General features: G+C 73.6%; 9 protein-coding genes. 6 read left to right on the top strand and 3 right to left on the bottom strand.

Annotation, left to right across the window (positions count from 1 at the left end):
- Positions 1-192 precede the first annotated feature (192 nt).
- Together FHX81_RS07075 and FHX81_RS42810 are read left to right on the top strand one after the other, a co-directional pair.
- Positions 193-1,533: a hypothetical protein gene (locus FHX81_RS07075; protein WP_141976216.1), complete on the top strand. Its 1,341-nt coding sequence runs from the start codon at positions 193-195 to the stop codon at positions 1,531-1,533.
- A 239-nt stretch (positions 1,534-1,772) separates the two neighbouring features.
- Positions 1,773-2,582 (top strand): transglycosylase SLT domain-containing protein, encoded by an 810-nt coding sequence (locus FHX81_RS42810; protein WP_342787177.1) that lies wholly within the window; start codon positions 1,773-1,775, stop codon positions 2,580-2,582.
- Positions 2,583-3,069: 487 nt separating this feature from the next.
- On the opposite strand, the gene FHX81_RS07090 is transcribed toward FHX81_RS42810, so the two are convergent.
- Both FHX81_RS07090 and FHX81_RS07095 read right to left on the bottom strand, forming a co-directional pair.
- The gene (locus tag FHX81_RS07090; RefSeq protein WP_211363402.1) at positions 3,070-3,582 is read right to left on the bottom strand and encodes a DinB family protein; all 513 of its coding nucleotides are present in this window, start codon (positions 3,580-3,582) and stop codon (positions 3,070-3,072) included.
- 148 nt (positions 3,583-3,730) lie between these two features.
- The gene (locus FHX81_RS07095) at positions 3,731-6,166 is read right to left on the bottom strand and encodes a DUF7617 domain-containing protein (protein ID WP_141976218.1); all 2,436 of its coding nucleotides are present in this window, start codon (positions 6,164-6,166) and stop codon (positions 3,731-3,733) included.
- Positions 6,167-6,597: 431 nt separating this feature from the next.
- Between FHX81_RS07095 and FHX81_RS07100 the strand changes: the two genes are divergently transcribed.
- The 3 genes from FHX81_RS07100 to FHX81_RS07110 are packed head-to-tail and all read left to right on the top strand — an operon-like array spanning position 6,598 to position 9,904.
- Positions 6,598-7,149, top strand: coding sequence for a hypothetical protein (locus tag FHX81_RS07100; RefSeq protein WP_141976220.1), 552 nt, complete (start codon positions 6,598-6,600; stop codon positions 7,147-7,149).
- Complete coding sequence (locus FHX81_RS07105; protein ID WP_141976222.1) at positions 7,146-8,471, top strand: ATP-grasp domain-containing protein; 1,326 nt, start codon at positions 7,146-7,148, stop codon at positions 8,469-8,471. The genes FHX81_RS07100 and FHX81_RS07105 overlap by 4 nt, the downstream gene beginning before the upstream one ends.
- Positions 8,468-9,904 carry a pyridoxal phosphate-dependent decarboxylase family protein gene (locus tag FHX81_RS07110; protein ID WP_141976224.1) on the top strand — a complete coding sequence of 479 codons (1,437 nt, stop codon included), beginning with the start codon at positions 8,468-8,470 and terminating at the stop codon, positions 9,902-9,904. Before FHX81_RS07105 ends, FHX81_RS07110 begins: the two co-directional genes overlap by 4 nt.
- Before the next feature lie 465 nt (positions 9,905-10,369).
- On the opposite strand, the gene FHX81_RS07115 is transcribed toward FHX81_RS07110, so the two are convergent.
- Entirely contained in the window at positions 10,370-11,767 is a 1,398-nt protein-coding gene (locus FHX81_RS07115) for a glycoside hydrolase family 10 protein (protein WP_141976226.1), read from the bottom strand.
- Positions 11,768-12,308: 541 nt separating this feature from the next.
- On the opposite strand from FHX81_RS07115, the gene FHX81_RS07120 reads away from it, so the two are divergent.
- Positions 12,309-13,367, top strand: coding sequence for a LacI family DNA-binding transcriptional regulator (locus tag FHX81_RS07120; RefSeq protein ID WP_141976228.1), 1,059 nt, complete (start codon positions 12,309-12,311; stop codon positions 13,365-13,367).
- Position 13,368: the final 1 nt, after the last annotated feature.

A 13,368-nucleotide genomic window follows, 5' to 3' on the forward strand; every position in this document is an offset into this window, starting at 1 on the left:
CGTCGCACCCCTCACCGGCGAGACGCAGGACGTCCGACTGTAGTCGTCCGGACGGTCCGGTTCGGGCGGTTCCCGCAGGAAACCCGCACGTCACCGCACTCTTGCGGATTCGGCGGCGCGGTGTCCGGGGCACTGTCCGGGAACTCGCGGAACGCCGCCCACGAACCGCTCCGCGCCGGCAGGAACGACGTCATGCGCAGGTTCGCGGTCGTGCTCATGGGGTTGGTCGTCGCACCCGCGGCGGCGAGCGGTGTCCGCCGCTACGAAGGGGAGATCGACGGCGCGCGTTATCGCGTGGTGGTGCCGGACCGGTGGAACGGGACGCTCGTGCTGTGGAGCCACGGCGCCTTCGCCTCCCCGCCCGCCGGAATCCCCCTGACCAACCGACCGGAGACCGAGGAGTACCTGTTGTCGCAGGGCTACGCCCTGGGCGCGTCCCTGTTCCGCACACCGGTCGGGTGGTCGGCCGAGGACGGGTTGCGCGACCAGGTGGCGCTGCTCGACTGGTTCGCGCGCGAGGTCGGCCCACCCCGGCGCACGATCTCGGCGGGCGGGTCGATCGGCGGCGCGACGTCGCTGGTGCCGGCGGAGCACAACCCCGGTCGCTTCGACGGGGCGCTGTCGCTGTGCGGCGCGACGGCGGGCGGCGCGGCGTACCGGAACTCCCGGCTCGACGTGGTGTTCGCGCTGTCGGTGCTGCTGGGCGTGGACGTCGACCTGGTCGAGGCGGCGGACCCGGCGGCCAACGAGGCGCGGCTGGTCGAAGCGGTCACGGCGGTCTCGGCCGACCCGGCGGCCCGGCCGCGGCTGGCGCTGGCGGCGGCGCCGGCGGACGTGCCGGGGTGGTTCGACCCGACCGCGCCACGCCCGGCGTCGGTGGCCGGGCAGGTGGAGTGGGCCGGCGTCTGGCTGCGGTACTTCCGGGTGTGGGCGGCCGGGCCGGCGCGGGCCGACCTGGAGCGGTGGGCGGGCGGCAACCCCGGTTGGAACGTCGGCGTCGACTACCGGCGGGTGCTGGCGCGGTCCGGGGAGCGCGCGCTGGTGTCGGCGGCGTACGCGGCGGCCGGGCTCGACCTGGAGGCGGACCTCGACCGGCTGGCCGCCGCGCCGAGGGTCGCGCCCGAGCCGCGGGCGGTGGCGTACCTGGCCCGGACCAGCCTGCCGGTGGGGCGCACGCCGTGGCCGGTGCTGACCGTGCACAACGCGGGGGACGGCCTGCTGCCCGCGTCGAACGGGACGGCGTACGCGGACCGGGTGCGGCAGTCGGAGCGGCTGCGCCAGTACGAGGTGGACCGGGCCGGGCACTGCGCGATCAGCGCGGCCGAGGAGGTCGTGGCGTTCCGGACGTTGCTCGACCGGGCCCGGACGGGGCGGTGGCCCGCGGCCGACGTCACCGCCATGAACGCCGCGGCTCGGGCACTGGGGTCGGCCCTGCAGGTGATCCGCAACCCGATGACGGGCGGCGACGCGGCGGTGAGCCCGGCGTTCGCGCCGTTCGAGGCCGGTCGTTACCCACGCCACCTGCCGTTCTGACACGAACGGGTGACACGACCAACACACAGTAGTCAGAAGTCCAGTAAAACGTGACGAGGGTCACCCATTGCTGCCCACACCTTGCCCCCGCTAAACACGAACGGTTACGTTCTCGGCCGCAGATCACGGTTCCATCACCGAAGGGACACGGGCCCGACATCCCCCGGGACGGCCCACGTCCACCTGGATCCCCCGCCAGGTCCGGTGACGGAGTTCCCCGACCGCAGGAGGCTGCACCCTTGGCTCGGCACGTCCGCCACAAGAACAAACGTGGGCAGACCACGTTCCAGGTACCCCCGCCGCCGCCCGGCTACAAGGGCGCGCACCGGGCCGAAGCGGAACGGGTCCTCCCCCGGCGCCTCGCCGGCGTGGCGGTGGCCGTCGGCATCGTCTCGGGCGCGGGCGCCGCGGCCCACGCGATGACCGGGACGTTCAGCCCGGTGGCCGGTGGCGCGGACCTCGGTGGCGTGCCGGACGACACGGCGCGCACCGGCAAGGTCGACACGGTCCACGCGGTGGACCTCGGCTCGGAGACCGCCCGGATCATCCGCCAGGAGCAACTGGCCGCGCTGCACACGTTCAACCAGGCCAGCGGCGTCGCGCAGGACGGCTACGCGGCCCGCAAGGCGGCCGAGGAGCAGGCGGCGCGGGAAGCGCGCGAGGCCGAGGAGGCGCGCAAGCCGCCGAAGCAGCGCCAGATCGAGGGCTGGATCCGCGAGGCGATCGGCATCCTGGCCGCGAACGGCACGCCGATCGACGAGAGCAGCGTCGACGAGATCTACACGATCATCCTCAAGGAGTCCAACGGCAACCCCAACGCCGTCAACACCTGGGACTCCAACGCCGCGCGCGGCACACCGTCCAAGGGCCTGATGCAGTGCATCGACCCGACGTTCCAGGCCTACAAGATCGCCGGCTACGACGACATCTACGCGCCGGTCGACAACATCATCGCGGGCGTCCGCTACACCTACGCCCGCTACGGCGGCTTCGCCCGCCACCCCGGCCTGGTCGGGATCGCCGCCGGCACCGGTTACGTCGGCTACTGACCCCGTTCGAGGTGCGGGGGTCCCCTGGCGGTCGGGGGACCCCCGCACCGGCGATGATCAGCCCAGGCGGAAGTCGGCCACCCGGATCGCGGACGGCGTGGTGCCGCTGGAGCGCCGCTGGTACCGGAACGACAGCACGCCGTCGACGGCCTCCCTGTCCAGTCGGTCCACCCACTGGCCCTGCTCGCCGACACGATCCGACCCCGCGGCATCACCCGGTAGGCGTTGTCGACCGTCCGCCCGCCGATCACCCGCGGCTTCGTGTCCCCTCCACGCGGAGGGGACACCTGCACGCGTGCCGCGCAACCCCTCGGCGGTCCTGTGTGGACCGGGTGCGGGCGGTCCTGCGTCGTGCTCCAGCGCGACCGCGACTCCCTGCTGTCCGGCTGACCCGTCCCGGAAGGTGGGGCGGACCCGCGTGCCGCGAACGGCCGGCCCACGTCGGGCGGCGGGTCCTCCCCCACCACCCGGCCGTCGGCCTCCCCGGTCAGCCGGCGGCCGGCTCCACCTGGAGGCGGATGTCCCGCAGGTGGTGCCGCACTTCGTGGACGGTGTGGACCGCCATCCAGGCCAGCGTCCGCGTGGTCGGTCCGGGGTAGGGGTAGACGAGGTCGCGGTCCCAGTCACCGGGGTCGAGGCGGGCGAGCACGTTGCCGAACAGCCCCGCCGCGTCGCCCAGTTGGCGCAGGACGTCGTCGAGGTCCTGCTCGGCGTAACCCTCGTGGTCGACCCGCTCGTCGCGGCCCATCGGCGCGAAGACGGGTCGCTCGGTGCGGCGCACGGCGAGGACCCGTTCCCGCTGCACCAGCAGCACGTCCCGCAGGTGGCAGGCGTACTCCAGCGGTGACCACACACCGGGTCGGCGGCGGGTCCGCAGGTCGTCGCCCGCCCGGCGGCGCAGGACCGACACGACCTCGACGACCCCGTCCCTGATCGTCGGGCCGGCCGCCGACGCGTCGGCCGGGTCGTAGGTGAAGTCGCACTCCCCGCAGTGGTCCACGCGGCCACGCTAGTGAGCGACGGGTGCCGCCGACAACCGCTCCGCCGCACGGGCGACGGCGTCGGACGTGCCGCCCGCCATCGCGGTCGGCTCGATCCCGTGCCGCGAACCGGTGGGACGTGCGGGCGTCCCACCGGTTCCGGCCGGGTCAGCCCAGCAGGCAGAGCAGGGAGCAGGCGGTCGCCGAGGACCACGCCGAGTACGACGGCGGGGTGCCGGCGGGCGAGTTGTGCGGGACGTAGCTCGCCTTCGCCTGGTTGGTGAGCGGGAACAGGGTCAGCAACGCGTAGGTGGAGCAGTAGAAGCGCTTGGTCTCACCCGGTTGCAGGGTGAAGGTGCCGGCCGCCGTTTCGCACGAGTACTCCTCGTAGTCCACGACGTGCGCGTCGACGATGGCCACCGGACCCTGGTTGGTCACCGTGATCCGCCAGTAGGCGGTCGCGTTGAGCAGGCCCAGCGTGCCCACCGCCGCCTTCTTGGCCCACGGCCCCGAACCGCCGGGGCCGCAGTGGGACGCGGTCTTCGAAGCGCAGATCTCCTTGTCCACCGTGACCACCGGCTGGCAGGCCGGGCCCGGCGCGACCGGGACGGTGACGGTGTTCGAGGTGAACGCGCCGGTGGTGTCCGTGCCGGTGGCGGTGTTGGCGACGTCGGACACGGTGCAGGCGGTGCCGATGGTCGTGCGGAAGCACACCTGCGGCGGGTCGCCGGTGAAGTCGACGACCAGCCGGGGCTGGTTGCCGCCACCGAAGTCGGCACCGCTGGTGAGCACCAGCGTGGTGGTGACCGAGATGGTCGGGTGGGCGGTCGGGGACACGCCGCTCAGGTCGACCGAGCCGTCCGGTGCGAAGCCGGGCGTCGCCACGGTCGCACCGTCCTGGTCCACCACGGTCACGCGCGACGCGCCGAAGTCGACGTTGCCGGGCGTGACGCCGACGAGCCGCGCGGAGCCGTAGCCCCGCACGTGACCGGACGCGCCGTCGCAGTAGAAGTCACCGGGCGTCAGCGAGACCTGGCCGCCGGACCGCACGCACGGCGACGCGCCGGTGAGCGGGTCCATCGAGAACAGCACGCCCGCGTCGCCGAGGCCGATCAGGCAGCCGGTCGGGGTGTCGTAGGCGTAGCCGTAGTCGCGGGTGTCACCGCCGTTGACGGTCGGGTGGGTGATCGGGTTGGGCACGCCCGCGCACGCCGACGCGGTGGTCCAGTCGTGGCAGACCGTCGCGCCCGCGTACCCGCCGCCCCAGATCGCCAGGTAGCTGCGGACGTGACCGCTCGGGTCGGTGATCACCTCGGGGTTGAACGCGATCACCCCTCCCGCCAGCCCGACCACCGAGGACGGCGCGGGCAGCGCCGAGCCGTCCAGGGCGTAGCAGGTGGTGATGCCCGGCGAGGAGCCCGTGGTGGTGGAGCACGCGCCGACCTGCGCGCCCGTCGTGCCGTAGGCGGTGTAGGCGTTGTAGGTGTAGTTGCCGGCCGCGCCGATGGGACGCGGTGAGGCCCACCCGGCGCACGCGGTGGTGGTCGCGGGGTCGAAGCAGCCCAGGGCCGCCTGGTTGGCGGTGTTGGGCCGTGACGAGGAGGCGAACACCTTGCCGGCCACGACCGTCACGGCGCCGTAGAACCACGGGTTGGCGGCCGTGTCGCCGCTGGGCGGGACGATCGGCGCGTACGGCTGGCCGGGGCAGGCGGCACGCGTGGCGACGGTCCAGCACAGCACGGCGCCCGAGCCGGCCACGCCGTAGAGGTTGCCGCCGACTTCGACGAAGCCGGCCGTGTTGTTCGCGCCCGACACGCCACCGGGGGTGGACAGGGGCCAGTAGCCGCAGTTCGCCGCGGCGGCCAGGTCCAGGCAGCCGACACCGACCGACGAGCTGGTCGCGGCGGTGTAGAACACCTGGGACGGCGCGGCCGGGTCGCGGGCGTACTGCTGCGTCATCGGGCTGCTGATGTCACCGGTCGCGCCGCTGCCCAGCGGTCCGGGCGTGGTGTTGAGCGGCTTGGGCCACGGCCCGCCCGCGCACGGCTGCCCCGTGCCCAGGTCGCTGCACACCACCTTCGCCACGGCCGGGGCCGCGTGGTGGTAGATGTTCCACGCCTGGAGCGCGCCGGCGGGCGTGCGGTGCAGCACCGGCGTGAACCCGTCACCGCCGGTCGCCGTGGTGCTCGCCTGGACGGGCGGGGTGAGCAGGCCGGACAGGGACGTGCCGCCGGGCCGGGCGTCGGGGTTCTGCGCGCGCACCGCCACCACGCCCGAGGCGGGCTCGGTCGACTGGAAGGTGCTGCCGTCGGTGGACCAGGACGGCGACCACCCCGGTGGCACGTCCAGCGAACCGGTCACGTAGGCCTGTCCCGCGCCCACGACGTCGGTGATGGTGGCCGATCCGGCACTCGTGCCGTTGTTGTCGTAGCCCACGACCCAGGTCGCGGTGGCACCGTGGTCGGCCGGCGCGGACACGCCGACGACCGACTTCGCCAGCGTCGACGTCGCGACGGGCGCGGGGTCGGCCGCCGCGCCGGGCACCACCAGGACGGCGGCCACGAGCGCACCCGTCACCGACTGGATGACCACACGTCTTCGCATGACGATCCCTCATTTCGCTCACCGGGACACCGGTCGTCGCTGTCCGGACTCAGGCACGCTAGGGATCTGCCTCGATGGAGAGACCCGGGGTCACCCTCCTGCGCCGCACGACCCTCCCGACAGCGCAGTACCGGCCGGCACCCCCCTACCAACGCGGGGCATTCCAAGCGAGGGCCGCGAGGGATTTCACCCGGACGTCCCCGCGTTCGGCGTACCGCGATCCGCCGGGAGGGGGTAGAGGGGGGCCGGTAAGTCCACAGTGGACAGCCCAGGGTCGTTCCGGAGCGGCCGGGATCGCGCTCGGCTGAGCCGAACGGTGCGAGGAGTGCCCGTGTCGGGTGACGTCGCCCGGTGACCGCCGCGCGAGCCGCTAGGCTCGGCTCCGCGATTCCACCGGAGCCGGCACCCCTACCTCGGAGCAGTCGTCGATCATGAAGTCGAGCGCGTCCCGTCCTCGTTCCCGCGGTCCGGCCGGTGCGCTTCGCGGCGCCGCCGTGCTGCTCGTGCTCTCGACCGTCGCGCCGACCGGCGTCGCACAGGCCGACACCGCGGGCGTCGTCGTGTGCACGACGAGCTCGACGTGGACCTACTCGCCGGGCGTCGTGCTGGTGCCGAGGCCGATCAGCACGCGGGTCCACGACCGGTACACGTCCTGCGCGTCGCCGAGCGGCAGCGGCGTCACGGGAGGTTCGAGCAGCTTCACCGTCGAGCGCGAGGCGGGGTGCCTCGAACCGGTCGCCGCCGTCCCCGAGACGCGCGTGATCACCTGGGACGACGGCCGGACCAGCACGTTCAGCTACACCGTCACGGTCAGCTCGGTCCCCGGGTTCGACCTGGTCACCAAGACCGGCACCATCACGGCGGGCGAGTACGCGGGCCACGTCGCGCAGGCGACCCAGGCCGCACCGACCCCGGACCTCCCGCGGTGCCTGGGGCAGGGCGTCCAGCGGCAGACCGCCCTGGGCACCTTCGTGATCGTGTGACCGCGGCCCGCGGCCCGGTGGAGATCGCCGGTGTCGGGGCGGACGCGGTGGCCCGGCTCCGCGACCTGGCACCCGACCTGCGGTGGCACGACCGCTCACCGTTCCTGGGCGCCTCCGCCCGCCCCGCGCTGCCGTGGCTGCGGTACGAGCACCGCGACCACCGCGCCGAAGCCGACGGCCGGTCGCCCGCCGCGCCGCCCGTGGCGCGGCGCGTCCCGGCCGGACGAGCCGGGATGAGCTTCGCTCCCGAGGACGGGACGGGCGCGCGCTCCTGGGCGGTGACGCGGGGCCTGCGGCTGCTCGCCCCGGTGCGGGCCGCGGTGGCGGTCGCCGCGGACAAGATCGACGCGATGCCGTTGTTCGACCGCGCGGGCGTGGCCGTGCCGGAGTCCCGGGTCGTCCTGGCCGATCCCGCCGACGCCGCGTCCTGCTGGGCGGCGGGTGGCGGCCGTCCCGTGGTGGTGCAGCGCCGCGTCAACAACCTCACCGGCAAGGGGACCCGGCTGGTGACCGGCGCGGTGGAGCTGCGCGCGGCGCTCGACGAGTGGCGGGGCGAGCGGCTGCGCGTGTCCGCGCTCGTGCCGGGGATCCCGCTCACCGTGAGCGGATGCGTCACCGGTGGCGGGACGGCGGCGTCCGCGGTGTCGCACCAGCTCGTCGGACTGCCCGAGCTGACGCCGTACTGGGGGGCGCACTGCGGCAACCAGCTGGTGGCCGACGACGAGCTGCCGGCGGGCGTCGGCGCGCGGTGCGGGCAGGTGTGCGAGCGGGTCGGCGACCAGCTCCGCGCGCTGGGCTACCGCGGTGCGTTCGGCCTCGACCTCGTCGCGACCCCCGACGGCGCCGTGCTCGCCATCGAGATCAACCCGCGGTTCCAGACCGTGGTGTCGCTCGTGCAGGCGCAGGAGATCGCCGCGGGGCTGCTGCCGATGCTCGGCGCCCACGCCTTGGCGTCCCTGCTCCCGTCCGTGCCGGTGCGGCGGGTCCGCGCCGCGTGCCTGCCGCTGAGCCAGCTCGTGGTGCCCGCCGCGGCGCACGGCGTGCTCGGCGCGGTCCCCGAGTCCGGCTGCTACCGGCTCGACGCGGGGCGGCTGCGTCCCCGGCCGACCCGCCGGCTCGCCGACCTGCGTCCCGGCGAGGCGCTGCTGTGGCGGCACGCCCGGCCCGGTGACCGCGTGCGCCCCGGCGAGGAACTCGTGCTCGTCCAGCTGCCCCACCGCGTGGCCGAGGTCGGCGACCGGCCCGCGCTCACCCCCGACGCCCGTGCCTGGGTCGACGCGACCCGCCGGGCCGTCACCGTCGTGGCGGGGCCGCCGCCGTGACCACCCCCGCCCCGCACGAGCTCCGGCTGACCGCCGAGCAGATGCGCGCCCTGGGCCACCAGGTGGTCGACCTGGTCGTGGACCACCTGTCCGGACAACGGGACCGGCCCGTGCACCGGCGGGTGGCCGCCGGGGAGGTCGACCACCTCCTGGACGAGGCGATCCCGGAGCACCCCGCGGACCCGGGTGGGCTCGTCGACTTCCTGGCGGCCGAGGTGCTGCCCCGGTCGCTGCACCTGGGCCACCCCGGTTGCCTCGCGTTCATCCCGAGCGCCAACAACTTCCTCGGCGTCCTCGGTGACTTCATCGCCTCCGGGTTCAACGTCTCGCCCGGCGCGTGGTTCGTCGGCGCGGGACCGGCGGCGATCGAGCAGGTCACCGCGCGGTGGCTGGCGGAGCTGCTCGGGATGCCGGCCGGCAGCGGCGGGGTGTTCACCCCCGGCGGGACCGTGGCCAACCTGGCGGCCGTCGCCGCGGCCAGGCACGACCGGCTCGGTGACGATCCCGCCGCCGCGGTCCTCTACTGCTCCGACCAGACGCACCCGGCCGTGCTGCGCGCGTGCCACGTGCTCGGTCTCCGCGACGCGCTGCGGCTGCTGCCGGGCACCGGCCACCGCCTCGACCCCGACCTGGTCCGGCGGGAGGTCGAAGCCGACCGGCGAGCCGGTCGTCGGCCGTTCCTCGTGCTGGCCAACGCGGGAACCACCGGCACCGGCAGCATCGACCCCCTGCCCGAACTCGCCGACCTGTGCCGCGAACACGACCTCTGGCTGCACGTCGACGGCGCGCACGGCGCCGCCGCCGCGATGACCTCCCGTGGTCGTGCCGCGCTGACCGGGTTGGCCGAAGCCGACTCGATCGTCGTCGACCCGCACAAGTGGCTGTTCCAGCCCTACGAGATCGGCTGCCTGCTCGTGCGCGACCCGACCACGCTGTACCGGACGTTCGCGCTGGAGCGGTTCCGCGCCCACGCCGGGTACCTCGACCTGACCCGGCCGTCACCCGACGAGGTCAACCTGTCCGACCACGGAGTGCAGCTCACGACCTCCGCCCGAGCACTCAAGCTCTGGTTGTCGTTCAAGGGTTTCGGCGTCACCGCCTTCCGCGCCGCCATCGACCGCGGACTCGACCTGACCGAGCACGCCGCCGGCCTGGTCGGGCGGAGCGCCGAACTGGAACTGCTCGCCGGACCGAGCCTGGGCATCCTGTGCTTCCGGTACCGGCCACCGTCGGCACCCGACACCGCGGACCTCGACGCCGTCCAGCACCGCATCACCGAGGCCGTCAACGCCAGCGGCCGCTTCATGATCGCCACGACCACCGTGCACGACCAGCGGGCCCTGCGACTGTGCACCACCAACCCGCGCACCACCCCGGCCGACCTCGATGCCCTGTTCACCGACATCATGAGGGCGGGACAGGCGCTGGAGTGACCGGACGCCTGCCGCCCTCCGGGTCGACCACCGGATTGAAGACGCTCGCCCCGAACCCGAAGATCGCGCTCTCGCCCGGGGTAGGCGCAGGCGACCTCGTCGGTCCGGTCGTCGACCGACAGGGGCCGGAGCAAGCCGTTGCGGCAGCCGCCCGTGTCGCGGGAGATCACCGACGAGGCGGGACCGGTGGACGCGGGCGGGTGGCGGACCGCATCCCGGCGCTGTCCGGGGCCGACCCGACGGCGTTCGGGATCGCCGTGGCCGGCGTGGACGGTGAGGCGCTCGGGATCGACCCGACGTCCGACGGTCCCGGCCGGCAGGAGGAACCGCCTGCCGACCGGGGCCGCGAACAGGAGGAGGACCGACTCCGGCGATCGGCGATCCGGACCGGTGGACCCCGGTGGGCCCCCGGCAGGACGAGCCCGGCCGAGCGGACCCGTCCGTCCTCCGGATCGGCTTCGTCGGTCAGGCCGTCGTGCAGGCGGCGGTCGGGGTCGGGTTGGCGCCGGTCGACGATCCGACGAAGCCGAACGTCACCGTGCTGTTGGGTGCGATCGTGCCGTTGTAGTTGGCGTTGCGCACGGTCACCTCCTGGCCGTTGGTGGTGACCACGCCGTTCCACAGGCTGCTCACGGTCTGGCCCTGGGCGAGGGTCCACTTGACGGTCCAGCCGCTCAGCGCGGTGGTGCCGTTGTTGCGGACGGTGATTTCGCCCTGGTAGCCGCCGGGCCACTGGCCGACCGCGCGGTAGGTGGCGGTGCAGCCGGAGCCGTTGTTGCCGGTGGTGGTCGTGGTGGTGGTCGTGGTCGTGGTGCCGCCGAGGGCTTCGTAGACGGCCCAGTACGAAGGCTTCTTGGCGAAGTTCTCGTCGTAGATGAGAGCGGCGCCCTCACCGGGGAAGACCGAGGGGATCCAGGAGTAGCCGTCGGAGAAGTCCCAGACCGTGATGCCGACGCACCGGGTCACGGCGAGGCAGGCGTTGGTGACGGCGCGGTAGTCGGCCGCCTGCTGGGCGTCCTTGGCCGCGTCACGGGGCGTGCGCATGCGGATGTCGAGCTCGGTGATGGCGACGTCCACGCCGAGGTCGGCGAAGCGCTTGATGTTCTGCTGCAGGCTGCCGGGGACCTGGCCGAGGATGAGGTGGGCTTGCAGGCCGACGCCGTCGATGGGGATCCCCCGCTGCTTGAACGACTTCACCAGGTTGTACACGGCGTCGCTCTTGGCGCCGATGCCTTCGATGTTGTAGTCGTTGTAGTAGAGCTTGGCGTTCGGGTCGGCGGCGCGGGCGGCTTTGAACGCCTCGGCGATGTAGCCGTCCCCGATCTTCTGCTGGAACACCGACTGGCGGCGGGTGCCGTCCTCCTCGAACGCCTCGTTGACCACGTCCCAGTGCACGACCTCGCCCTTGTAGTGGCCGGCGACGTTGGCGATGTGGTTGCGCATCACGCCGAGCAGCTCACCGGCGGGCACGCTGTTGATCCAGTCGGGGAGCTGGTTGTGCCACACCAGGGTGTGCCCGCGCACGATCTGGTCGTGCGCCTGGGCGAAGGCGACGATCCGGTCGGCCTGGGTGTAGTCGAACTGCCCGCGGCTGGGTTCGGTGTACATCCACTTCTGGGTGTTGCCGACGGTGATCTGGTTGAACTCGCTGCCCAGCACCGCCGTGTAGGGGGCGTTGGTCAGCGTCGGGTTGTCCGTGGCGGATCCGAAGTAGCGGCCCTTGGCGGCGGCGAGCTGTCCCAGGGTGGGCTCGGCGGCCGCCGAGGAGGGTGCGGCGACCGCCATGCCGACGGCGAGCGTGCCGACGACGGCGGCGGTGGCCGCGGCGAGGACGCGGCGTGCGCGGCCTGCTGGTGCTGACATGTGTCTTCTCCTGACATCGGTGTCGGGACCGGCCGCGCGGGCGGGCCGGGGCAGGTGGCCCGCCCGTGCGGCCGAAGGGGGCGGAGGGGAGGTACCGCGCCCGCTGGTGGCCCCGGTCGGGCGCATGTTCCCGACCGGGGCCGTGATCGGCGTCGTGGTGCCGACCAGGTCTGTGGTGGCCCGCCGTCGACGGGCTGGTGGTCGATCCGGTCGATCAACGCCGCGCAGGAGGTGAACAGCGGCGGGGACGGATCGGACCCGGCGAACGGCGGGGAGCGGTCGTTGGGCGTCGACGGTCACTTGCCGATGGAGGTCTTGGTGTTGCGCACCGCGTCGTCCCAGGCGGCGGAGCTGCACGGCGGTGTCTCCAGTGTGGGACGGAAGGTGCGGTGTCGGCGGTCCTCGGACCCTCGTAGTCCTAAACTTTCGAAACAAGTTCCGAATGTTAACGCCGACGACAGTAAATGCCGCCCCAGTGGCCGTCAAGGCACCGACCGCAGCGCCACCGAAACAGTCGGAGCGGTGCCACTAGACTCCGGCCATGACCTCGACCAGACGCTCGCCGTCCGACGCCGCCGGACGCGGGGGTGCGACCATCGCCCGCATCGCCGAGCTGGCGGGCGTGTCCACCGCCACGGTGTCCAAGGTCGTCAACGGGCGCGCGGAGGTCGCACCGGACACCCGCGCCCTGGTCGAGGCGGTGATCCGGGAACACGGGTACCGCAGGCAGAAGAAGGCCACCCGCGCGACCCTGGTGGAGCTGGTGCTGCACGAGCTCGAAGGCGCCTACGCCATGGAGATCATCAAGGGCGTGGAGCGCGTGGCCGGCGAGAACGAGCTGGCCGTGGTGCTCACCGAGCTGCACGGCCGGCACACCCCCGGGCGCACCTGGATCGACGGCGTGCTGGCCCGCAAACCGGCCGGGGTGATCACCGTGTTCTCCGCGCCCACCCCCGCCCAGCAGGAGCAGCTGGCCAGCCGCGAGATCCCGTTCGTGCTGGTCGACCCCACGAGCGACCCCGGCCACGAGTACCCGTCGGTCGGCACGAGCAACTGGACCGGTGGCCTGTCCGCCACCCGCCACCTGCTCGACCTCGGCCACCGGCGCATCGCCGCGATCACCGGCCCGCCCCACGCGCTGTCCAGCCGCGCCCGCCTCGACGGCTACCGGGCCGCCCTCGACGCCGCCGAGGTCCCCGTCGACCCCGCGCTCATCCGCGTCGGCGACTTCAACGTCGTCGACGGCCTCATCCACGGGCGCGACCTGCTACGACTGGACCAACCACCCACCGCGATCTTCGCCTTCAACGACGCCCAGGCCCTCGGCGTCTACCAGGCCGCCCACGAAGCCGGCCTGCGCATCCCGCACGACCTCAGCGTCGTCGGGTTCGACGACCTGCCACCCGCCCAGTGGGCCATCCCCGCGCTCACCACCGTCCGCCAACCCCTCAGCGACATGGCCGCCGCCGCCACCGACATGATCGTCACCCTCGCGCAGGGCGACGCCCTGCCCCAGCACCGCCTGATCCACTCCACCGAGCTCGTCGTCCGCGCGAGCACGACCACACCGCAGCCGCGACAGCACACCACCACTACGTGAA

The sequence above is a fragment of the Saccharothrix saharensis genome, from assembly GCF_006716745.1.
GTDB classification, from domain to species: domain Bacteria; phylum Actinomycetota; class Actinomycetes; order Mycobacteriales; family Pseudonocardiaceae; genus Actinosynnema; species Actinosynnema saharense.